Source organism: Staphylococcus argenteus (genome assembly GCF_000236925.1).
In the GTDB taxonomy this organism is placed as follows: domain Bacteria; phylum Bacillota; class Bacilli; order Staphylococcales; family Staphylococcaceae; genus Staphylococcus; species Staphylococcus argenteus.
In genome coordinates, this window is sequence record NC_016941.1 from 458,585 (window position 1) to 481,542 (window position 22,958).

Consider the following 22,958-nt stretch of genomic DNA (forward strand, 5'->3'; position numbering starts at 1 on the left):
TAAAAGAATCTTAGATAATTGCAAAAAAGCAAAATGTCGTTTATAATTCTTATCTGAAAAGTAAGGATTAAAAATCGATATGAAAGAAGGTTTCATTCATTTGGTAGAAGAAGGTCAGATGAAGATACATCAATGATTACGTATGATTTAATCGGCAATACGCCATTAGTACTATTGCAACATTTTAGTGACGAAAAAGTTAAAATTTATGCCAAGCTTGAACAATGGAACCCTGGAGGCAGTGTGAAAGATAGACTTGGGAAATATTTAGTAGAGATGGCAATTAAAGATGGCCGTGTGCGTTCAGGTCAAACTATTGTTGAAGCTACTGCTGGTAATACTGGTATAGGTTTAGCAATTGCTGCGAATAGACATCACTTGAAATGCAAAATCTTTGCACCGTATGGATTTTCAGAAGAAAAAATCAATATAATGATAGCGCTCGGTGCGGATGTTTCAAGAACGAGTCAGTCTGAAGGGATGCTTGGTGCACAAAATGCGGCACGTGCTTATGCTGAGAAATATAATGCTGTTTATATGAATCAATTTGAATCGTTTCATAATCCAGATACGTACTTTTATACGTTAGGACCTGAATTGGTATCAGAATTGCAAAATATCGATTATTTTGTTGCTGGTATTGGCTCTGGTGGTACGTTTACAGGTACAGCTCGTTACTTAAAGCAACACCAAGTGCAATGTTATGCAGTAGAACCAGAAGGGTCTGTATTAAATGGAGGGCCAGCCCATGCGCACGACACTGAAGGCATTGGTTCTGAGAAGTGGCCAATATTTTTAGAGAGAAGTCTTGTAGATGGGATATTTACGATTAAAGATCAAGATGCCTTTCGAAATGTCAAAAGTTTGGCAAAGCATGAAGGGTTGTTAGTAGGTAGTTCTTCAGGGGCAGCGTTACAAGGTGCATTGAATTTAAAGTCGCGACTATCTAAAGGCACGATTGTTGTTGTGTTTCCAGATGGTAGTGATCGCTATATGTCTAAGCAAATATTTGAATATGAGGAGAATAATAATGAACAAAAAAACTAAATTAATTCACGGTGGACACACAACAGATGACTATACAGGTGCGGTTACAACGCCTATTTATCAAACGAGCACATATTTACAAGATGATATTGGTGATTTACGTCAAGGATACGAATATTCACGTACTGCGAATCCAACGAGAAGTTCTGTTGAAAGCGTCATTGCGGCATTAGAAAATGGTAAATATGGCTTTGCATTTAGTTCAGGTGTTGCAGCAATCAGCGCAGTAGTGATGTTATTAGATAAAGGGGATCACATTATTTTAAATTCTGATGTATATGGTGGTACGTATCGTGCATTGACAAAAGTATTTACGCGATTCGGTATTGAAGTTGATTTTGTAGATACGACATATACAGATACAATCGAACAAGCGATTCGCCCAACGACAAAGATGTTGTTTATTGAAACACCATCTAATCCATTATTGCGTGTTACAGATATTAAAAAGTCTGCTGAAATTGCGAAAAAACATGGTTTGATTTCTGTTGTTGATAACACATTTATGACACCTTATTATCAGAATCCACTAGATTTAGGTATCGATATTGTCTTACATTCTGCAACGAAATATTTAGGTGGACATAGTGACGTCGTTGCTGGTTTAGTTGCCACATCAGATGATAACCTTGCTGAACGTTTAGCATTTATTTCAAATTCAACAGGCGGCATTTTAGGACCTCAAGATAGTTACTTACTAGTAAGAGGTATTAAAACGTTAGGGTTACGTATGGAACAAATTAATCGTAGTGTTATTGAAATCATTAAAATGCTACAAGCACATCCAGCTGTGCAACAAGTATTTCATCCAAGTATTGAAAGTCATTTGAATCATGATGTACATGTGGCTCAAGCAGACGGTCATACGGGTGTGATTGCATTTGAAGTGAAAGATACTGAGAGTGCGAAACAATTAATAAAAGCAACATCATATTACACATTAGCTGAAAGTTTAGGTGCTGTTGAAAGTTTAATTTCAGTACCTGCATTGATGACGCATGCATCAATTCCAGCTGATATTAGAGCTAAAGAAGGTATTACAGATGGGCTGGTTAGAATTTCTGTAGGTATTGAAGATACAGAGGATTTAGTAGAAGATTTAAAACAAGCGTTAGATACGTTATAAATTATAGATCTTAAAGGCACTGGCATATATTTTAAGATCAACTTAAATTGTTCTTGAAAATGCTAGTGCTTTTATTTTTATGTAGAGCGTCATACTACTTGTATTGAATTGCAGTTGTAGGAAGTTATTAGATTTTTGTTAAGTTAGGTTATAGTAGCAAAAATTTCAGTAAACAAAGTGAATTATTTTTGAAAAGTATTAGTATGAGAAAGTTATTTTTTAATTTTTTAGAAAATTCGGCAAATTGTATTGACGGTGGCATCAAAGTTACATATAATGCTCTTATTCCTAGTGGATTAATAAGAATTTGTAGGAGGGGGCTTTGCATGATTGAGTTTCGACAGGTAAGTAAGACATTTAATAAAAAGAAGCAAAAAATACATGCTTTGAAAGATGTGTCATTTAAGGTTAATCGGAACGATATTTTTGGTGTGATTGGATATAGTGGTGCTGGAAAAAGTACGTTAGTAAGACTCGTAAATCATCTTGAAGCTGCCTCAAGTGGTCAAGTGATTGTAGATGGACATGATATTACAGATTATAGTGAAAAAGCGATGCGAGAAATTAAAAAAGATATAGGAATGATTTTTCAACATTTTAATTTGTTGAATTCAGCTACTGTATTTAAAAATGTAGCAATGCCACTCATTTTAAGTAAGAAAAGTAAAAAAGAAATCACGCAACGTGTGACGGAAATGCTTGAATTTGTAGGTTTGAGCGATAAAAAAGATCAATTTCCTGATGAATTGTCTGGTGGGCAAAAGCAGCGGGTAGCTATTGCAAGAGCGTTAGTTACTAATCCAAAAATATTACTATGTGATGAAGCGACAAGTGCACTAGATCCAGCAACGACCGCTTCAATATTGGCATTATTAAAAAATGTAAATCAAACGTTTGGAATAACGATTATGATAATTACCCACGAAATGCGTGTCATTAAAGATATTTGTAATCGTGTTGCTGTTATGGAAAAGGGGCAAGTTGTTGAAACTGGAACAGTGACGGACGTATTTAGTCATCCGAAAACGACGATTGCTCAAAACTTTGTATCTACTGTAATTCAAACCGAACCAAGCTCGCAATTACTACAAAATTTAAATGACAAGCAGGTTGGTGACTATAGAGATTATAAACTCTTTATAGAAGAAACTCAGTTGCCACATCCTATTGTGAATGATCTGATTCAAATTAATCAAGGACAGGTTAAAATATTGTTTTCTTCTATGTCTGAAATACAAGGGAAAACAGTTTGCTATTTGTGGCTGAGATTTGATGCGAATCAGCATTTTAACGACACTAAAATAAAGCATTATTTTGAAATGAATGATATTCAGTTTGAGGAGGTGCAATAGCGTATGTTTGGTTCTGATTTAGATAGCGCGCAGCTTTTGCAAGCATTATATGAAACGCTGTATATGGTGTCGGTTGCATTATTTTTAGGTGCAGTGATAGGAATTCCTTTAGGTGTTTTATTAGTGGTGACTAGAAGAAAAGGTATATGGCCTAACATGTTCATACATCAAATTTTAAATCCATTAGTTAACATTTTAAGGTCATTACCATTTATTATTTTGCTTATCGCGATTGTACCATTCACTAAATTAGTCGTAGGCACTTCGATTGGTACGACTGCTGCAATTGTACCGTTAACAGTATATGTAGCACCTTATATCGCCCGACTTGTTGAAAATTCTCTGTTGGAAGTAGATGAAGGGATAATTGAAGCGGCAAAAGCGATGGGAGCTTCACCGCTACAAATCATTAGATATTTTTTAATACCTGAAGCATTGGGCTCGTTAGTATTGGCAATTACAACTGCGATTATTGGACTTATTGGAAGTACAGCGATGGCTGGTGCTGTTGGTGGAGGCGGTATCGGCGATTTAGCCTTAGTATATGGCTATCAACGCTTTGATACAACAGTCATTATTATTACGGTTGTTGTATTAATTATTATTGTTCAAGTGATTCAAACGTTAGGAAATGTCTTAGCTAGATTTATACGTAGACACTAACGATTGATATAAAAGTATTAATTTGAAGGGGATTGATAAAATGAAGAAATTAATTGGATTAGTCATTGTGGCATTATTGTTATTGGCGGCATGTGGTAGTAATAACGATAAAAAAGTAACGATTGGTGTCGCATCTAATGATACTAAGGCTTGGGAAAAGGTTAAAGAATTAGCTAAAAAGGATAACATTGATGTGGAAATCAAGCATTTTTCTGATTACAATTTGCCTAACAAGGCTTTAAATGATGGTGATATTGATATGAATGCATTCCAACATTTTGCATTTTTAGATCAATATAAAAAAGCGCATAAAGGAACTAATATTTCGGCATTAAGTACAACTGTGTTGGCACCTTTAGGTATTTATTCAGATAAAATCAAGGATGTTAAAAGTGTGAAAGATGGTGCCAAAGTTGTTATTCCTAATGATGTATCTAATCAAGCGCGTGCATTGAAGTTATTAGAGGCTGCAGGATTAATTAAATTGAAAAAAGATTTTGGTTTGGCAGGAACAACGAAGGACATCATTTCTAATCCTAAACATTTGAAAATTACAGCAGTTGATGCACAACAAACAGCACGTGCATTATCAGATGTTGATATTGCTGTCATTAATAATGGTGTCGCAACTAAAGCCGGAAAAGATCCAAAGAAAGATCCGATATTTTTAGAAAAATCTGATTCAGATGCCGTGAAACCTTATATTAATATTGTCGCTGTTAATGACAAAGATTTAGACAATAAAACTTATGCAAAAATTGTTGAATTGTATCACTCTAAAGAAGCGCAAAAAGCGTTGCAAGAAGATGTGAAAGACGGAGAGAAACCTGTTAATTTATCCAAAGATGAAATAAAGGCAATTGAAACATCATTAGAGAAATAAGTTAAGCATGTCCTACAAGCAAAGTTAACACTTATGTTTGCAGGACATTTTTGTTTGACTAATAAAATATTTCAAAGTGAGATAGGGATTGTAACCATTTTATAGTTAAATATTATGAAATTGTAATAATTTAGATATTGTAAAATCTAATAAGTTGTAATAATTTTAAGGAGTAATTATAAAATTTGATGACACAGTATATGATTTTTTTGTAATGATAATGTCATCAAACATCAACCTATTATACATAATTAAATCGTATAATGATGTAGTATTCATAAATTCGGATAAAAAGAATGTTAGGAAAGTTAAGCAAGAGGAGGATTTTTAAAGTGCAAAAAAAAGTAATTGCAGCTATTATTGGGACAAGCGCGATAAGCGCTGTTGCGGCAACTCAAGCAAATGCGGCTACGACTCACACAGTACAACCGGGTGAATCAGTGTGGGCAATTTCAAATAAGTATGGGATTTCGATTGCTAAATTAAAATCATTAAATGGTTTAACATCAAATCTTATCTTCCCCAATCAAGTATTAAAAGTATCGGGATCAAGTAATTCTGCGAGCAATAGTAGTCGCTCATCAACAAATTCAGGTGGTGGATCATACTATACAGTACAAGCAGGAGACTCATTATCATTAATCGCATCGAAATATGGAACAACATATCAAAACATTATGCGTCTTAATGGCTTAAATAATTTCTTTATTTATCCTGGTCAAAAATTAAAAGTATCAGGTACTGCAAGTTCAAGTAATTCTACGAGCAATAGTAGTCGTCCATCAACGAATTCAGGTGGCGGATCATACTATACAGTACAAGCAGGAGACTCATTGTCATTAATCGCATCAAAATATGGAACAACATATCAAAAAATTATGAGCTTAAATGGCTTAAATAACTTCTTTATTTATCCGGGTCAAAAATTAAAAGTAACAGGTACAGCATCTACGTCTAATAGCGGGTCTGCAACAACTACAAACAGTGGTTATAGAACACCTATTTTCAATCATCAAAACTTATATACATGGGGTCAATGTACTTATCATGTATTTAATCGCCGTGCTGAAATTGGTAAAGGTATTAGCACTTATTGGTGGAATGCTAATAACTGGGATAACGCTGCAGCAGCAGATGGTTACACTATCGATAATAGACCAACAGTAGGTTCTATTGCGCAAACTGATGTAGGTTACTATGGACATGTTATGTTTGTAGAACGTGTAAATAATGATGGTAGTATTTTAGTTTCAGAAATGAACTATTCAGCTGCACCAGGTATTTTAACTTACAGAACAGTACCAGCTTACCAAGTAAACAATTATAGATATATTCACTAAAGTCTTACGCATATTTATATATTATGAACTCCTATTACATTCGTGACGTGTGTGATAGGAGTTATTTTATATAAGAAAAAGGGTTGGTCGAATGAACTTTTCATGTTCTATGTTCGACTAACCCTTTACTACTTAGTATTCATGCTTTACTTTACGAAGACTTGTAAATAGTCTGGCACCATTAGTTATTAATGTAATAATTGCGACTGCCTTTTTGAATTTACGTGGTGATTTGATTGAAATGTAAAAATCTAATAATGTTCCAACAGTACTTAAACCTAATGAAATATAGACTAATTTTTTATTTTTAGCATGATATTTATAGCCATTATAACCATCAACTACAAATCCTGCGATATTTATTAAACTTGATAAACGTTGTGATTTTGTACGTTTTGCCATAGTAATATTCCCCCTAATATGTTCTGTTTCTTTGTGAAATATGAGTGCAATATATTTCAGTGTGAACGTTGACTACTCATATATGATAACATAATTGTACAATACAATTTGTATAATTGAGTGAACAAATTCGGGGTGGCATAGATGATTAAATGTGTTTGTTTAGTTGAAGAAACAGCAGATAAAATTTTACTAGTACAAGTAAGACATCGAGAAAAGTATTATTTCCCAGGTGGTAAAATTGAAGAAGGGGAAACACAAGTACATGCATTATTACGAGAAATTCAAGAAGAGCTTAATTTAACATTAACAGAGAATGACATTGAATATGTCGGAACAATTGTAGGACCTGCATATCCTCAACATGATATGCTTACAGAATTAAATGGTTATCGTTCATTAACTAAAATAGATTGGAATCATATAACGATTAATAATGAAATTACAGATATTCGTTGGATTGATAAAAAGGATGACAAATTGATTGCGCCTGCTGTTAAAGTTTGGATTGAAGAGAATGGTGGAAAATATGCCAAACAATAACACGCTTGTATTACGCAGTTATGTCCCGAAAGATTTACCTATGATTGAAGACTTTCAATTAAGCGACAAAGATTTAAAATTTGTTAAAACACCAAAGGAAAATATTACAGCAGCATTGTCTGATGACGAAAGATATCCAATCGTCGTATTGAGAAATCAACAATGTGTTGCCTTTTTCACATTACATTGTGGTAAAGGTGTCGAACCATTCAGTGATCATTCAGGTGCAATCTTTTTTAGATCATTTAGTGTGGATCGACGTTTTCGTAATCAAGGGGTAGGTAAGTTGGTAATGGAAAAGCTCCCGTCATTTATAGCTGCGACATTCCAAGATATTAATGAAATCGTATTAACAGTTAATACTGACAACCCACATGCAATGACACTTTATCGTCAACAAGGATATCAATATGTTGGAGATAGTGTATTTGTTGGAAGACCTGTTCATATTATGACACGTATTTTAACTTGAAAATAAAAGCATCTTTATTATCTTCAAATGCTGATGGTTATTGGAAATTTCAGCAATGATGTGTAAAGATGCTTTTTTGTATAGCTTATTTTAGATTGATTAATTTAAAAACATTGAAAAGCGACCTCGTGCCATCATATGGATGATTCACTGGTCGCTTAAATAATATAGTTACTTCGATTTAATTTATTGTCTCATCATTTTGACGTCGACGAGATGGTCTTTTGATTAAAAATGCTGTAATCCATGCAGTAATCGGAATACTCACTGCTACAGCAATACCACCTAGTAAAATAGATATAAACTCTTGTGCGAATATTTTCGAGTTGATAATATGGCCGAATGAATATTGGAGTTTGAAAAACCAAATAAACAAGGCGAGTTGACCACCGAAAAAGGCGAGGTAAATCGTGTTAGCTGAGGTAGCTAAAATTTCTCTGCCGACTCGCATGCCCGATTGGAACAATTCATATTGTGTAAGTGTTGGATTTACTTGATGTAATTCGTAGATAGGTGAACTGATTGTAATTGCTAAATCTATCACGGCTGCAATGACAGCAAGAATAATAGTAAATACCATGAATTGAATCATATTAATACCGATATTCATTGAATACACATAAGTTTCGTCTTGTTGTTCGGTTGAAAAACCTTGTAAGTGTCCAATATACACTGATAAATAAATAAGTGTGATTAATAAGATTGTTGTAACAACAGTACTGATAAATGCAGCTTGCGTTTTTACATTGTAACTATTTAGTACGAATAAATTACAAGCTGCGATTATGATGCAGAAAATAAATGTCACGACATAAATCGGTACACCAAAGATAATGAAAATAATGCTAATAAGTAAAATTGCAAAGTTTAAAAATAATGTTAGGTAAGAGACAAGTCCCTTTTTTCCTCCGAAAATAACCATTAACAAGAGGAGCAATAACGCTAATATAAATACAGCATTCATTGTTTCGCCCTCCTTAATGTTTCAAATATTTCCATAAATAATATCGTGATAGGTATAGTTAAGACGATACCTATTCCACCAGTTAATGCTCGAGCAATTTCTAAAGACCAGTTCATTGAAATGGTATATGTTACTGTATTAGCATTTTTTAAGTAAATTAAAAACATAGGTAAAGCGCCTGATAAATATGAAAATAATAAAATGTTCGTCATCGTTCCCATAATGTCTTGCCCAATGTTACGTCCAGCAAGTGCCCATCGTTTCATTGAAATATCAGGAGTACGTTGCAAAATTTCATGCATGCCACTGGCAATCGTAATTGCAACATCCATAATTGCACCTAGTGAACCGATTAACACTGATGCCAAAAAGATGTCTTTTGGCGGTAATGATAAAAAATTCATCGTTTCATATTTAATACCCTTACCATCTGTCATAAATATGATTAACTCTGTTAAGCCGATGCTTAAAAATGTCCCGATAATTGTGCTTGCAACTGTTATCAGCGTACGAATGTGCCAACCTGTAACAAGTAGTAATGTAAGCATTGTTGAACAGATCATTGCAATCGTCATAAGTAAGAATAAATTGATACTGGTATGTTGAATATGAATATAAATCGCGATTAAAATTGCAATCGAATTTAAAATTAAAGATAAAATGGACTGAAGCCCGACTTTGCGACCAACTAATAATACGGTCAATAAGAACAAACCAGTAATGACCACAGTTAATGTATCACGCTTTTTTTCTATAATATAAGCGTCACTAGGTTTATCCGAAATATGTAATAACACTTTTTCGTGTGTGCGAAATGCCTCGGAATCTGCTTGAGACTTAACGTATTGATGATTGATTGTCGTTGTTTCTCCAGCAAATTGACCATTTAATATTTTGACTTTTAATTGATTTTTATATTTAACATCACGATTGTTTTGTGCATCTTTTGTAGGTGTCGTTGAAACATGTTTGACATCTATAATTTGACCAATAGGTTTATTGTAAAAATTCTCGTTATGTAATGTGAACAGAATCGCACCGATAAAAACGATGCAAAATATACTTAAAATAATATTAAATGGCTTTGTAAATAATTTTCTGTATTTCAAAAACAAAACCCCAATTCTATGAATGAATTAATATGGTGATTATACGCCCTTAATTTTTTATTTTCAAAGATATTACTAATAAGAATGACTTGAAAAGTAAACTTATTTAATGAAATGTTGATGTTTTAGCCATTAATTGTTGGATAAGTGTTAGTAATATGCCGATGTCACTTTTCGTATAAGGTTCTTTTGTTATGGCACATATTGTTCTTTTTAGTTCGGTATGGTCTAGTTTAATATCAACCCAATCTTTAGATTCAGGTAAATGTGTATTATGTGATGAAATAATGTAGCCTTCTTTTTGACGTAGTAAGTATTGCGCAAGTGGTTGGCTGCTAATAGTGTATACGTCTGATTTGATAACCTTTTGCAATTGCTTTTTCACAGTTTCAGCAAATGGTGCTAAGCAGTAAAAATGATGATGTTCAAACTGCACTAACGGTGGATGCGTCGTCATTGCAATAGGATCATCAGATGGTGCATACAAATGGTAGTGTTCTTCAAACAAAGGCAACATATGTAATTGTTTATGTTTATTAATTTCAGGTGTAAGCTCCGTAAAACCAATATCGATATTACCGTTTAAGACGCTATTAATAATTGTGTCGTGTTGTAATAAATTAGGGATAACATGTGTATCATTTTGTAAATGAAATGTTTGGATAAGTGGCAATAACATATGAGATACATCACTTTCATCATAACCAATGTAAATGCTTTTATTTTTAGTTAAACCATGACTTTGAAATTGTTCAATTGTGCTATCTAAATGTTCTATAATTTGTAATGCTTCATTAAATAGTAACTTACCTTCTGACGTGAGTGTTATGTTGCGTCCGTGTTTTTTAAATAATGACACGTTAAGTTCTTGTTCTAGTAAAGTAATTTGTCGGCTAATCGCTGATTGTGCAATATTTAATTCTAGTGCGGTTTCGGAGATATGTTCTCTTTTAGCAACTTCTATAAAATATCGTAATTGTTTAATTTCCATAGCGAAATTTGTACCTCCAAAAATGAGTGTTTTGTAACTATTATAGCAATAATATTAGTGATTGTTCTATTTTTTAGATGAATATCTTCTATTTTATATATTGAACAGATAAATTTTTTACATTATAGTAATTATCATTAACAACTAATATCAGAATATTCTAAAAAAGGGGTGTGCATCATGCACAATGAGAAATTAATTAAAGGTTTATATGACTATCGTGAGGAACATGATGCTTGTGGTATTGGTTTTTATGCGAATATGGACAATAAAAGGTCTCATGATATCATTGATAAATCACTTGAAATGTTACGACGCTTAGATCATAGGGGCGGGGTCGGCGCAGATGGCATCACTGGTGATGGCGCAGGTATTATGACTGAAATACCTTTTGCATTTTTTAAACAACATGTAACGGACTTTGATATCCCAGGTGAAGGTGAATATGCCGTGGGTTTATTTTTTTCTAAAGAACGCATATTAGGTTCTGAACATGAAGCGGTTTTCAAAAAATATTTTGAAGGTGAAGGCCTATCAATACTAGGCTACCGTGATGTACCGGTTAATAAAGAGGCGATTGCGAAACATGTGGCAGACAGTATGCCAGTCATTCAACAAGTGTTTGTTGATATTAGAAACATTGCTGATGTTGAAAAACGATTGTTTTTAGCTAGAAAACAATTAGAGTTTTATTCTACCCAGTGCGATTTAGAATTGTACTTTACGAGTTTATCACGTAAAACAATTGTATATAAAGGTTGGTTACGTTCAGATCAAATTAAAAAGCTCTATACAGATTTATCAAACGAATTATATCAATCGAAGCTTGGTTTAGTACATTCGAGGTTCAGTACTAATACATTTCCAAGTTGGAAAAGGGCCCATCCTAACCGTATGCTAATGCACAACGGTGAAATTAATACGATTAAAGGTAATGTCAACTGGATGAGAGCACGTCAGCGTAAATTAATCGAAACATTATTTGGTGATGAGAAACACAAAGTTTTTCAAATTGTGGATGAAGACGGAAGTGACTCTGCAATTGTAGATAATGCATTAGAATTCTTGTCATTAGCGATGGAGCCAGAAAAAGCAGCAATGTTACTGATTCCTGAACCTTGGTTATACAATGAAGCGAATGATGAAAATGTGCGTGCATTTTATGAATATTATAGCTATTTAATGGAACCGTGGGATGGCCCAACAATGATTTCGTTCTGTAATGGTGACAAACTTGGTGCGCTTACAGATAGAAATGGTTTACGTCCTGGTCGATATACAATAACTAAAGATAACTTTATAGTCTTTTCATCTGAAGTGGGTGTTGTAGATGTCCCTGAAAGTAATGTTGCTTTTAAAGGACAATTGAATCCCGGAAAGTTATTGTTAGTTGATTTTAAAGCGAATAAAGTTATTGAAAATAATGATTTAAAAGGTGCGATTGCAGGAGAACTACCATATAAAACATGGATTGATACACATAAAATTAACTTTGATTTTGAAAATATAGCGTATCAACCTTCCGAGTGGCAAGATGATACGTTATTTAAATTGCAACGACAATTCGCTTATACGAAAGAAGATATTCATAAATATATTCAAGAACTTGTAGAAGGGAAAAAAGATCCTATTGGTGCGATGGGGTATGATGCACCAATCGCAGTATTAAACGAGCGACCAGAATCATTGTTTAATTATTTTAAACAGCTATTTGCACAAGTAACAAACCCGCCAATTGACGCATATCGTGAAAAAATTGTTACGAGTGAATTATCTTATTTAGGTGGAGAAGGGAATTTATTAGCACCGGATGAAGCTGTTTTAGATCGTATTCAGTTGAAACGACCAGTATTAAATGAAGAACATTTAGCTTCTATTGATCAAGACCAATTTAAATTGACTTATTTATCAACATTATATGAGGGTAATTTGGAAGATGCGCTTGAAACAATAGGTCGTAATGCAGTTAATGCAGTGAAGCAAGGTGCTCAAATTCTAGTATTAGATGATAGTGGTTTAGTTAATGAAAATGGTTATGCAATGCCTATTTTATTAGCAATTAGCCATGTGCATCAATTATTAATAAAAGAGAATTTACGAATGTCTACAAGTTTGGTTGCTAAATCTGGTGAGACAAGAGAAGTGCACCATGTTGCTTGTTTACTGGCGTACGGTGCTAATGCGATAGTGCCATATTTAGCGCAACGTACGGTTGAGCGATTAACATTGGTAGAAGGATTACAAGGTACTGTTGTCGATAATGTTAAGACATATACGGATGTATTGTCAGAAGGTGTCATTAAAGTAATGGCTAAGATGGGAATTTCGACAGTGCAAAGTTATCAAGGTGCACAAATATTTGAAGCAATTGGGTTATCGGATGATGTTATTGACCGTTATTTTACAGGAACGCAATCTAAGCTATCTGGCATAACAATTGAACAAATTGACGCTGAAAATAAAGCACGTCAACAAAGTAACGATAATTATCTCGCGTCGGGTAGTACGTTCCAGTGGAGACAACAAGGTCAGCATCATGCGTTTAATCCGCAATCGATTTTCTTGCTACAACATGCTTGTAAGGAAAATGACTATGCGCAATTTAAAGCTTATTCTGAAGCAGTGAATAGAAATAGAACGGATCATATTAGGCATTTACTTGAATTTAAAGCATGTACTCCAATTGATATTGATCAAGTTGAGCCAGTAAGCGAGATTGTAAAACGTTTTAACACTGGGGCAATGAGTTATGGATCGATTTCAGCAGAGGCGCATGAAACATTAGCACAAGCAATGAATCAATTAGGTGGTAAGAGTAATAGTGGTGAAGGTGGCGAAGATGCCAAACGATATGAAGTGCAAGTTGATGGAAGTAATAAAGTAAGTGCAATTAAACAAGTTGCTTCTGGACGTTTCGGGGTAACCAGTGATTACTTACAACATGCCAAAGAAATTCAAATTAAAGTTGCACAAGGTGCAAAACCAGGCGAGGGTGGTCAACTTCCAGGTACAAAGGTTTATCCGTGGATTGCGAAGACGAGAGGATCGACACCGGGTATCGGTCTGATTTCACCACCTCCACATCATGATATTTATTCGATAGAAGATTTGTCACAATTGATACATGATTTGAAAAATGCGAATAAAGATGCAGACATCGCAGTAAAATTAGTTTCGAAAACAGGTGTTGGTACCATTGCATCTGGGGTGGCAAAAGCATTTGCTGATAAAATTGTCATCAGTGGTTACGATGGTGGTACAGGGGCTTCACCTAAAACGAGTATTCAACATGCCGGTGTTCCTTGGGAAATTGGCTTAGCAGAAACACATCAAACATTAAAACTTAATGACTTAAGAAGCCGCGTTAAGTTGGAGACGGACGGTAAGTTATTAACTGGTAAAGATGTAGCGTACGCATGTGCGCTTGGAGCGGAAGAATTTGGATTTGCAACGGCACCATTAGTTGTGTTGGGCTGTATTATGATGCGTGTATGTCATAAAGATACTTGTCCAGTAGGAGTTGCAACTCAAAATAAAGATTTACGTGCTTTATATAAAGGTAAGGCACACCATGTCGTTAATTTTATGCATTTTATTGCACAAGAATTAAGAGAAATATTAGCATCTTTAGGTTTGAAACGTGTAGAAGACTTAGTTGGAAGAACTGATTTATTACAACGATCATCAGTTGTAAAACCGAATAGTAAGGCAGCTACTTTAGCTGTTGAAAAATTATTGTGCCCATTTGATGGACCGAATACAAAAGAAATTCAACAGGATCATCGCTTAGAATATGGATTTGATCTATCGAATGTTTATGAAGTGACTAAACCTTATATTGCTGAAGGACGCAGATATACTGGTAGTTTCACAGTAAATAACGAGCAACGTGATGTAGGTGTGATTACTGGTAGCGAAATATCGAAACGTTATGGAGAAGAAGGACTTCCAGAAAATACAATCAATATTTATACAAATGGACATGCTGGGCAAAGTTTAGCAGCCTATGCACCGAAAGGTTTGATGGTTCATCATACAGGTGATGCTAATGACTATGTCGGTAAAGGATTGTCTGGTGGAACAGTGATTGTCAAAGCGCCTTTTGAAGAACGACAAAATGAAATTATTGCTGGTAATGTATCATTTTATGGTGCTACAGGTGGTAAAGCATTCATTAATGGTAGTGCTGGAGAACGATTCTGTATTCGAAATAGTGGTGTAGATGTCGTCGTAGAAGGGATCGGTGACCACGGGTTAGAGTATATGACTGGTGGACATGTTGTTATTTTAGGTGATGTTGGTAAGAACTTCGGTCAAGGTATGAGTGGTGGTATTGCATATGTTATTCCATCTGATGTAGAAAGGTTTGTGGAAAATAACCAATTAGATACTTTATTATTCACAAAAATTAAACATCATGAAGAGAAAAACTTGATTAAACAAATGTTAGAAGAACATGTAACTCATACAAATAGTACAAGAGCGATTCAGATTTTAAAACATTTTGATCGTATTGAAGATGTTGTGGTTAAAGTTATTCCAAAAGATTATCAATTGATGATGCAAAAAATTCATCTACACAAATCATTGCAGGACAATGAAGATGAAGCGATGCTAGCTGCATTTTACGATGAGAGTAAGGCAATCGACGCTAAATATAAACCAGCTGTTGTGTATTAAGGAAAGGGGGAGATACTATGGGTGAATTTAAAGGATTTATGAAGTATGACAAACAGTATTTAGGTGAACTATCACTTGTAGAACGTTTAAAACATCATAAAGCTTACCAACAACGATTTACTAAAGAGGATGCCTCTATCCAAGGTGCACGATGCATGGATTGTGGAACGCCATTTTGTCAAACAGGCCAACAGTATGGTAGGGAAACAATTGGCTGTCCAATTGGAAACTATATTCCTGAATGGAACGATTTGGTGTATCATCACGACTTTAAATCTGCTTATGAACGTTTAAGCGAAACAAATAACTTTCCAGATTTTACTGGACGTGTGTGCCCTGCACCATGTGAAAGTGCTTGTGTAATGAAGATTAATAGAGAATCGATAGCGATTAAAGGAATTGAGCGCACGATTATTGATGAAGCTTTTGAAAATGGTTGGGTCGAGCCGAAAATTCCGAGACACCGTAGAAATGAAAAAGTTGCAATCATTGGTAGTGGTCCTGCAGGATTGACTGCTGCAGAAGAACTGAATTTATTAGGATACCAAGTGACAATTTTTGAACGTGCTAGAGAATCAGGTGGTTTATTAATGTATGGTATTCCGAATATGAAACTTGATAAAGATGTAGTTCGACGTCGCATTAAATTAATGGAAGAAGCGGGCATTACTTTCATTAACGGCGTTGAAGTTGGTGTTGATATTGATAAAGAAACTTTAGAATCTGAGTATGATGCTATTATTTTATGTACAGGTGCACAAAAAGGTAGGGATTTACCTTTGGAAGGTCGCATGGGTGAAGGTATACATTTTGCTATGGACTATTTGACTGAACAAACACAACTTTTAAATGGTGAAATTGAAGATATTACTATTACAGCGAAGGATAAAAATGTCATCATTATTGGTGCTGGTGATACAGGTGCAGACTGTGTAGCAACAGCATTAAGAGAAAACTGTAAATCAATTGTTCAATTCAATAAGTATACGAAATTACCTGAAGCTATTACATTTAAAGAAAATGCTTCATGGCCATTAGCGATGCCAGTATTTAAAATGGATTATGCACATCAAGAATATGAAGCTAAGTTTGGTAAAGAACCACGTGCATATGGTGTTCAAACAATGCGTTATGATATAGATGATAAGGGTCACATTCGTGGTTTGTATACACAAATATTAGAGCAAGGTGACAGTGGTATGGTAATGAAAGAAGGACCTGAAAGATTTTGGCCTGCTGACCTTGTATTATTATCTATCGGCTTCGAAGGAACGGAACCAACTGTCCCTCACGCATTTAACATTAAAACGGATCGGAATCGAATTGTTGCGGATGACACAAATTATCAAACTAATAATGAAAAGATATTTGCTGCTGGAGATGCTAGACGCGGTCAAAGTTTAGTTGTATGGGCGATTAAAGAAGGCAGAGGCGTAGCGAAAGCAGTAGATCAGTTTTTAGCGAGTAAAGTTTGTGTATAATTATTGTGAAAAAATGACGGTATTCGCGTTGACGTTGTAGAGTTGTTAAAATGATTTAGAATTTAAAGTATATTTTACTCATTTAACGTCAATGCTCGTCATTTCGTATATGAATTTAAAATGGTCTAGCCAATATTTTTTGTATGGTAAAAGTAGAGAATTTTTTTAATTACAATTGCGTTTATAGCTAAACGGCAATGTTTAAAGTGAACATAGAATGGTTAAAAACAATATTGACTTTTACAGAACGTTCATATATGATAAATATTGTGTTTAGGAGGAATACCCAAGTCCGGCTGAAGGGATCGGTCTTGAAAACCGACAGGGGCTTAACGGCTCGCGGGGGTTCGAATCCCTCTTCCTCCGCCATCAATATTAATATTCAACACTATACATATAATGAAGGTAAGTGCTCAAATTTTGAGTATTTACCTTTTTTACATGTCTTTGAATGATTCGTATTTTGACTATAGAAATGATAAGGCATTAAGATAGGAAGGGCGTTTGGCTTATGTATTACACATAGCTAAATGTCTTTTTTTATTTTGTGAAATATAATGGGGTGCTTGTTTGGGAAAGCTTACTATTTATAGCAATATCTTTTTTAATTTAGAAGTTGATATGCAACTATTCTTTCTAATATCGAGAGGCTGTTGAGGCAGTGTTATTAACGCGATTGTAGCGAGAAGTTATTGCTACATATGTAGTTATGGCCATTGATTTTCTAAAATGGCTACATTAGACAATTGTGACAATATTAAAATATTTCCGTGAAAGCCTTTACATAACTTGTCTAGACAAGTTATACTCATTTTAAGACATTAAGGGAGTGAAGTTCATGGCTGTAAAAAGAGAAGATGTAAAAGCCATCGTTACCGCTATTGGGGGAAAGGAAAATCTAGAAGCTGCAACGCATTGTGTAACAAGATTGCGTTTAGTGCTTAAAGATGAAAGTAAAGTTGATAAGGAATCATTGAGTAATAACGCTTTAGTCAAGGGGCAGTTCAAAGCAGATCATCAATATCAGATTGTGATTGGTCCTGGGACAGTGGATGAAGTGTATAAACAATTTATTGATGAAACTGGTGCACAAGAGGCTTCGAAAGATGACGCTAAACATGCTGCAGCTCAAAAGGGGAATCCAGTGCAACGTTTGATAAAGTTATTGGGTGATATTTTCATACCAATTTTACCAGCGATTGTGACAGCAGGTTTATTAATGGGGATTAATAATTTGCTTACAATGAAAGGATTATTTGGTCCAAAAGCACTTATTGAAATGTACCCGCAAATTGCTGATATTTCAAACATCATTAATGTGATTGCGAGTACGGCATTTATTTTCTTACCAGCATTGATTGGTTGGAGTAGTATGCGTGTGTTTGGTGGTAGTCCGATTTTAGGGTTAGTACTGGGGTTAATATTAATGAATCCACAGTTAGTTTCGCAGTATGATTTGGCGAAAGGGAATATTCCGACGTGGAACTTATTTGGCTTAGAGATTAAGCAGTTGAACTACCAAGGTCAAGTATTGCCTGTTTTAATTGCAGCTTATGTTCTAGCTAAAATTGAAAAAGGATTAAATAAAGTTGTCCATGATTCTATTAAAATGTTGGTTGTAGGACCTGTAGCATTATTAGTTACTGGATTTTTAGCTTTTATCGTAATTGGACCAGTTGCTTTAATGATTGGAACTGGAATTACATCAGGTGTTACATTTATTTTCCAACATGCAGGATGGCTTGGTGGTGCGATTTATGGATTGTTATATGCACCACTTGTAATTACTGGCTTGCATCATATGTTTTTAGCAGTAGATTTTCAATTGATGGGTAGCAGTTTAGGCGGTACATATTTATGGCCAATCGTTGCAATCTCAAATATTTGTCAAGGTTCAGCAGCATTTGGTGCATGGTTTATCTATAAACGTCGTAAAATGGTTAAAGAAGAAGGTTTAGCATTAACATCTGGTATTTCTGGTATGTTAGGTGTTACGGAGCCAGCTATGTTTGGTGTGAACTTACCTTTGAAATATCCATTCATCGCTGCAATATCAACGTCTTGTGTATTGGGGGCAATCGTTGGTATGAATAATGTACTTGGAAAAGTTGGTGTTGGTGGCGTACCGGCATTCATTTCAATTCAAAAAGAATTTTGGCCTGTATATCTTGTTGTAACAGGAATTGCAATTGTTGTACCATGTATATTAACGATTGTGATGTCTAATTTTAGTAAACAAAAAGCAAAAGAAATTGTTGAAGATTAATAAAATAAAAAAGGGGCGTTCGTTATTTGGACGCCTTTTATTATGTTATAAGGTGGTCATCGTGTGTTGAACGAAATAGATTGGAGAAAGTCAGTAGTATATCAAATATATCCTAAGTCATTTAATGATACGACAGGAAATGGTATAGGTGATATCAATGGTATTATAGAAAAATTAGATTATATCAAATTGTTGGGTGTTGATTATATTTGGTTAACACCAGTGTATGAATCGCCAATGAATGATAATGGTTACGATATCAGCAATTATTTAGAAATCAATGAAGACTTCGGTACGATGGATGATTTTGAAAAGTTGATTAATGTTGCACATGAAAAAGGTTTGAAAGTGATGTTAGACATTGTAATCAATCATACATCGACGGAGCACGAATGGTTTAAAATGGCACGCAAATCTAAAGACAATCCATATAGAGATTATTACTTTTTTAAAGCGTCTGAAGATGGACCGCCAACGAATTGGCATTCTAAATTTGGGGGTAATGCTTGGCAGTATGATCCGGTAACAGATGAATATTATTTACATTTATTTGATGTGAGTCAAGCTGATTTGAATTGGGATAATCCTGAAGTTCGTCAATCGTTATATCGTATTGTCAATCATTGGATAGACTTTGGTGTTGACGGTTTTCGCTTTGATGTCATTAACTTAATTTCTAAAGGAGAATTTAAAGACTCTGACAAAATAGGTAAGGAATTTTATACAGACGGTCCTAGAGTTCATGAGTTTCTGCATGAATTGAATCGACAAACTTTTGGAAAAACGAATATGATGACGGTTGGCGAAATGTCTTCCACAACGATTGAAAATTGTATTCAATACACAAAACCTGAACGCCAAGAATTGAATAGTGTATTTAACTTTCACCATTTAAAAGTGGACTATATTGATGGTGAAAAATGGACGAATGCGAAGCTTGATTTTCATAAGTTAAAGGAAATTCTGATGAAATGGCAAAGAGGTATTTATGAAGGTGGCGGATGGAACGCAATTTTTTGGTGTAATCATGATCAGCCAAGGGTGGTTTCAAGGTTCGGTGATGATACGTCGGAAGAAATGAGAGTGCAAAGTGCTAAGATGTTAGCTATTGCATTGCACATGCTTCAAGGAACGCCATATATTTATCAAGGTGAAGAAATTGGTATGACGGATCCGCACTTTACTTCAATAGAACAGTATCGTGATGTTGAATCAATCAATGCATATCATCAATTGTTAAGTGAGGGACATTCTGAAGTTGAAGTGTTAGAGATATTAGGACAAAAATCGAGAGATAATTCAAGAACACCAATGCAATGGAATGATAATATAAATGCTGGGTTTACAACTGGTAAACCTTGGATAGATATCCCTTCAAATTATCGTAATATTAATGTTGAAAAAGCGATTCAAGATAAAAATTCTGTTTTTTATACGTATCAAAAATTAATACAATTAAGACATACGCATGATATCATTACGTATGGAGATATTGTGCCACGTTATATGGATCATGATAGTTTGTTTGTTTATGAGCGTCATTACAAAGGTCAACAATGGTTGGTGATTGTGAATTTCTCATCTTCCAATGTTACATTACCTGACGGATTGCATTGTGAAGGTGACGTTGTGATTCAAACAGGTACGATTGATAATAATATGATAAGCGGTTTTGGAGCGATTGTAGTCGAAACGAACGCGTAAAATAAATTAAGTGGATGCGTATATATGATGAAGCAAAAGAAGTTTATTAAAATTTATGAAGCATTGAAAGCTGATATATTGAATGGAAAGGTTCAATATGGAGAACAAATTCCATCTGAACACGAATTGATGAAGTTATATAGTTCTTCGCGAGAAACTGTACGTAAAGCATTAGATTTATTGGCTTTAGATGGTATGATTCAGAAGATTCACGGTAAAGGGTCGCTTGTGATTTATCAAGAAATGACAGAATTCCCATTTTCAGAATTAGTTAGTTTTAGAGAAATGCAAGAAGAAATGGGCGTTTCTTATTCAACTGAAGTTGTTGTCAATGAAATGGTTGAGGCGTGTGATGTTCCAGAAGTTCAGCGCGCATTGAACATAGATTCCAGTGAGCAACTTATTCATATAGTGAGAACCCGTCGACTTAATCAACATGTAAAGATTGTTGATGAAGATTATTTTTTAAAGACATTTGTTAGTAGTATTAGTAATGAGGTTGCTAGTAACTCTATTTATGATTATTTAGAAAATGAATTAGGTCTTAATATAAGTTATTCAAGTAAGTCGATTACTTTCGAACCATTTGATGAACAGGCATATCAATTGTTTGGTGATGTATCTATTCCCTTTTCAGCAACGGTTAGAAGTGTTGTGTACTTAGAAAATACATCTCCGTTTCAATATAGTATATCGAAGCATCTGGCTAATGAATTTAAATTTAACGACTTCTCAAGACGTCGTTCTAAGTAAACAATGATATAAAACATTTATACTTGCAATTAACTATTAAAATATAGTAATATATATCTTGCCGTGCTAGGTGGGGAGGTAGCGGTTCCCTGTACTCGAAATCCGCTTTATGCGAGGCTTAATTCCTTTGTTGAGGCCGTATTTTTGCGAAGTCTGCCCAAAGCACGTAGTGTTTGAAGATTTCGGTCCTATGCAATATGAACCCATGAACCATGTCAGGTCCTGACGGAAGCAGCATTAAGTGGATCATCATATGTGCCGTAGGGTAGCCGAGATTTAGCTAACGACTTTGGTTACGTTCGTGAATTACGTTCGATTCTTAGGTGCACGGTTTTTTTATTTTTAAACATAAATATCATTGATTTAGACTTGAACACATTATACATAATAGCAAAAGCTACTTTCTATAAACGACTCAGCGTTAACGCTCTTGAGTAAACGTTTATTGGCAGTAGCTTTTTTTATATTGATTAAGTGAAAGAGTTAATAGGGATATTACTATTATGTTGTTTGAATTACGTATTTGAGATTTTTTATGTAAGATTATTTTTAATAAAGTAATGATGGTGAAATAAACTATAGTGTCTTACAATGGAAGTATTAATTTGATCCATTATTTTACGTTAATTGTAAAGCGATGCGTTTGGAGGACTTATGCAAATATATTTAAGTACACTTACAGAACTTGATTATGATAAATCTTTAAATAGTATAGAAGAAAGTTTTGATATCAATCCAGAAATGAGCTGGCAGGCACGTGGGAAAGTGAAGAATTTACGGAAGTCGCCATATTATAATTTTGAATTAGAAGTAATAGCTAAAAATGAAAACAATGATGTGGTGGGTCATATATTGTTAATAGAAGTAGAAATTAATAGTGATGATAAGACGTATTATGGTTTGGCGATTGCTTCTTTATCAGTCCACCCTGAATTACGTGGACAAAAATTAGGTCGTGGATTGGTTCAAGCAGTAGAAGAACGTGCCAAAGCACAAGAGTATAGTACGGTTGTTGTAGATCATTGTTTTGACTACTTTGAAAAGTTAGGATACGAAGATGCTTCGACACAAGGCATTTTATTAGAAAATAGTGATACGCCGTTACTTGTGAAATTTTTATGGGATAACTTAACGGATGCACCACATGGAATTGTAAAGTTTCCAGAACATTTTTATTAAATG

The 22,958-nt window shown here is 34.5% G+C and carries 18 protein-coding genes, 1 tRNA gene and 1 other RNA gene; 16 read left to right on the forward strand and 4 right to left on the reverse strand.

Annotated features, from left to right (window positions below):
- Positions 1-132 precede the first annotated feature (132 nt).
- The 6 genes from SAMSHR1132_RS02090 to aaa all read left to right on the forward strand — a co-directional run bounded on the left by SAMSHR1132_RS02090 (position 133) and on the right by aaa (position 6,411).
- Positions 133-1,047 carry a PLP-dependent cysteine synthase family protein gene (locus SAMSHR1132_RS02090; RefSeq protein ID WP_000634116.1) on the forward strand — a complete coding sequence of 305 codons (915 nt, stop codon included), beginning with the start codon at positions 133-135 and terminating at the stop codon, positions 1,045-1,047.
- Positions 1,031-2,173 (forward strand): bifunctional cystathionine gamma-lyase/homocysteine desulfhydrase, encoded by a 1,143-nt coding sequence (locus SAMSHR1132_RS02095; RefSeq protein WP_001036656.1) that lies wholly within the window; start codon positions 1,031-1,033, stop codon positions 2,171-2,173. Before SAMSHR1132_RS02090 ends, SAMSHR1132_RS02095 begins: the two co-directional genes overlap by 17 nt.
- 326 nt (positions 2,174-2,499) lie before the next feature.
- The gene (locus tag SAMSHR1132_RS02100; protein ID WP_000569291.1) at positions 2,500-3,525 is read left to right on the forward strand and encodes a methionine ABC transporter ATP-binding protein; all 1,026 of its coding nucleotides are present in this window, start codon (positions 2,500-2,502) and stop codon (positions 3,523-3,525) included.
- Positions 3,526-3,528: 3 nt separating this feature from the next.
- Positions 3,529-4,188, forward strand: coding sequence for a methionine ABC transporter permease (locus SAMSHR1132_RS02105; RefSeq protein ID WP_000468000.1), 660 nt, complete (start codon positions 3,529-3,531; stop codon positions 4,186-4,188).
- Positions 4,189-4,228: 40 nt separating this feature from the next.
- Complete coding sequence (gmpC, locus tag SAMSHR1132_RS02110; protein WP_000733358.1) at positions 4,229-5,071, forward strand: dipeptide ABC transporter glycylmethionine-binding lipoprotein; 843 nt, start codon at positions 4,229-4,231, stop codon at positions 5,069-5,071.
- Between the two features lie 332 nt (positions 5,072-5,403).
- Positions 5,404-6,411, forward strand: a complete 1,008-nt coding sequence (aaa, locus tag SAMSHR1132_RS02115; RefSeq protein ID WP_001170278.1) for an autolysin/adhesin Aaa — start codon at positions 5,404-5,406, stop codon at positions 6,409-6,411.
- Between the two features lie 132 nt (positions 6,412-6,543).
- On the opposite strand, the gene SAMSHR1132_RS02120 is transcribed toward aaa, so the two are convergent.
- A complete protein-coding gene (locus SAMSHR1132_RS02120; RefSeq protein WP_001129538.1) occupies positions 6,544-6,813 on the reverse strand; it encodes a hypothetical protein in 270 nt (89 codons plus the stop codon).
- Between the two features lie 144 nt (positions 6,814-6,957).
- Here SAMSHR1132_RS02120 and SAMSHR1132_RS02125 point away from each other — a divergent pair, with 144 nt between their 5' ends.
- On the forward strand, positions 6,958-7,356 hold the full coding sequence (locus SAMSHR1132_RS02125) for an NUDIX hydrolase (protein ID WP_000588515.1): 399 nt from the start codon (positions 6,958-6,960) through the stop codon (positions 7,354-7,356).
- A complete protein-coding gene (locus tag SAMSHR1132_RS02130) occupies positions 7,343-7,828 on the forward strand; it encodes a GNAT family N-acetyltransferase (protein ID WP_001133487.1) in 486 nt (161 codons plus the stop codon). The genes SAMSHR1132_RS02125 and SAMSHR1132_RS02130 overlap by 14 nt, the downstream gene beginning before the upstream one ends.
- Positions 7,829-8,009: 181 nt before the next feature.
- On the opposite strand, the gene SAMSHR1132_RS02135 is transcribed toward SAMSHR1132_RS02130, so the two are convergent.
- The 3 genes from SAMSHR1132_RS02135 to gltC all read right to left on the reverse strand — a co-directional run bounded on the left by SAMSHR1132_RS02135 (position 8,010) and on the right by gltC (position 10,892).
- Positions 8,010-8,792 (reverse strand): YibE/F family protein, encoded by a 783-nt coding sequence (locus tag SAMSHR1132_RS02135; RefSeq protein WP_000994682.1) that lies wholly within the window; start codon positions 8,790-8,792, stop codon positions 8,010-8,012.
- Complete coding sequence (locus tag SAMSHR1132_RS02140; protein WP_096001306.1) at positions 8,789-9,907, reverse strand: YibE/F family protein; 1,119 nt, start codon at positions 9,905-9,907, stop codon at positions 8,789-8,791. The genes SAMSHR1132_RS02135 and SAMSHR1132_RS02140 overlap by 4 nt, the downstream gene beginning before the upstream one ends.
- 100 nt (positions 9,908-10,007) lie before the next feature.
- Positions 10,008-10,892, reverse strand: a complete 885-nt coding sequence (gene gltC, locus SAMSHR1132_RS02145; RefSeq protein ID WP_000403901.1) for a glutamate biosynthesis transcriptional regulator GltC — start codon at positions 10,890-10,892, stop codon at positions 10,008-10,010.
- A 180-nt stretch (positions 10,893-11,072) separates the two neighbouring features.
- On the opposite strand from gltC, the gene gltB reads away from it, so the two are divergent.
- From gltB to SAMSHR1132_RS02180, 8 genes are all read left to right on the forward strand, one after another.
- Positions 11,073-15,572, forward strand: coding sequence for a glutamate synthase large subunit (gene gltB, locus SAMSHR1132_RS02150; RefSeq protein WP_000551333.1), 4,500 nt, complete (start codon positions 11,073-11,075; stop codon positions 15,570-15,572).
- A 17-nt stretch (positions 15,573-15,589) separates the two neighbouring features.
- Positions 15,590-17,053, forward strand: a complete 1,464-nt coding sequence (locus tag SAMSHR1132_RS02155) for a glutamate synthase subunit beta (RefSeq protein WP_000503603.1) — start codon at positions 15,590-15,592, stop codon at positions 17,051-17,053.
- 276 nt (positions 17,054-17,329) lie between these two features.
- Positions 17,330-17,422: transfer RNA gene (locus SAMSHR1132_RS02160), tRNA-Ser, on the forward strand.
- Between the two features lie 469 nt (positions 17,423-17,891).
- Entirely contained in the window at positions 17,892-19,319 is a 1,428-nt protein-coding gene (gene treP / locus SAMSHR1132_RS02165; protein WP_000279383.1) for a PTS system trehalose-specific EIIBC component, read from the forward strand.
- A 63-nt stretch (positions 19,320-19,382) separates the two neighbouring features.
- Entirely contained in the window at positions 19,383-21,023 is a 1,641-nt protein-coding gene (treC, locus tag SAMSHR1132_RS02170; protein WP_000931228.1) for an alpha,alpha-phosphotrehalase, read from the forward strand.
- Positions 21,024-21,047: 24 nt separating this feature from the next.
- Positions 21,048-21,776 carry a trehalose operon repressor gene (gene treR / locus SAMSHR1132_RS02175; RefSeq protein WP_000977610.1) on the forward strand — a complete coding sequence of 243 codons (729 nt, stop codon included), beginning with the start codon at positions 21,048-21,050 and terminating at the stop codon, positions 21,774-21,776.
- A 61-nt stretch (positions 21,777-21,837) separates the two neighbouring features.
- Positions 21,838-22,107: signal recognition particle sRNA large type (gene ffs, locus SAMSHR1132_RS13695), an RNA gene on the forward strand.
- 323 nt (positions 22,108-22,430) lie between these two features.
- Positions 22,431-22,955, forward strand: coding sequence for a GNAT family N-acetyltransferase (locus tag SAMSHR1132_RS02180; RefSeq protein ID WP_001167836.1), 525 nt, complete (start codon positions 22,431-22,433; stop codon positions 22,953-22,955).
- Positions 22,956-22,958: the final 3 nt, after the last annotated feature.

What these genes read in the sequence shown, in the direction of transcription:
- SAMSHR1132_RS02125 (WP_000588515.1), top strand. Translation starts at nt 6,958, where the DNA reads ATGATTAAATGTGTTTGTTTAGTTGAAGAAACAGCAGATAAAATTTTA.
- gmpC (WP_000733358.1), top strand. Translation starts at nt 4,229, where the DNA reads ATGAAGAAATTAATTGGATTAGTCATTGTGGCATTATTGTTATTGGCG.
- gltB (WP_000551333.1), top strand. Translation starts at nt 11,073, where the DNA reads ATGCACAATGAGAAATTAATTAAAGGTTTATATGACTATCGTGAGGAA.
- SAMSHR1132_RS02135 (WP_000994682.1), bottom strand. Translation starts at nt 8,792, where the DNA reads ATGAATGCTGTATTTATATTAGCGTTATTGCTCCTCTTGTTAATGGTT.
- gltC (WP_000403901.1), bottom strand. Translation starts at nt 10,892, where the DNA reads ATGGAAATTAAACAATTACGATATTTTATAGAAGTTGCTAAAAGAGAA.
- SAMSHR1132_RS02100 (WP_000569291.1), top strand. Translation starts at nt 2,500, where the DNA reads ATGATTGAGTTTCGACAGGTAAGTAAGACATTTAATAAAAAGAAGCAA.
- SAMSHR1132_RS02130 (WP_001133487.1), top strand. Translation starts at nt 7,343, where the DNA reads ATGCCAAACAATAACACGCTTGTATTACGCAGTTATGTCCCGAAAGAT.
- SAMSHR1132_RS02180 (WP_001167836.1), top strand. Translation starts at nt 22,431, where the DNA reads ATGCAAATATATTTAAGTACACTTACAGAACTTGATTATGATAAATCT.
- SAMSHR1132_RS02120 (WP_001129538.1), bottom strand. Translation starts at nt 6,813, where the DNA reads ATGGCAAAACGTACAAAATCACAACGTTTATCAAGTTTAATAAATATC.
- SAMSHR1132_RS02095 (WP_001036656.1), top strand. Translation starts at nt 1,031, where the DNA reads ATGAACAAAAAAACTAAATTAATTCACGGTGGACACACAACAGATGAC.
- SAMSHR1132_RS02105 (WP_000468000.1), top strand. Translation starts at nt 3,529, where the DNA reads ATGTTTGGTTCTGATTTAGATAGCGCGCAGCTTTTGCAAGCATTATAT.
- treP (WP_000279383.1), top strand. Translation starts at nt 17,892, where the DNA reads ATGGCTGTAAAAAGAGAAGATGTAAAAGCCATCGTTACCGCTATTGGG.
- SAMSHR1132_RS02090 (WP_000634116.1), top strand. Translation starts at nt 133, where the DNA reads ATGATTACGTATGATTTAATCGGCAATACGCCATTAGTACTATTGCAA.
- treR (WP_000977610.1), top strand. Translation starts at nt 21,048, where the DNA reads ATGATGAAGCAAAAGAAGTTTATTAAAATTTATGAAGCATTGAAAGCT.
- SAMSHR1132_RS02155 (WP_000503603.1), top strand. Translation starts at nt 15,590, where the DNA reads ATGGGTGAATTTAAAGGATTTATGAAGTATGACAAACAGTATTTAGGT.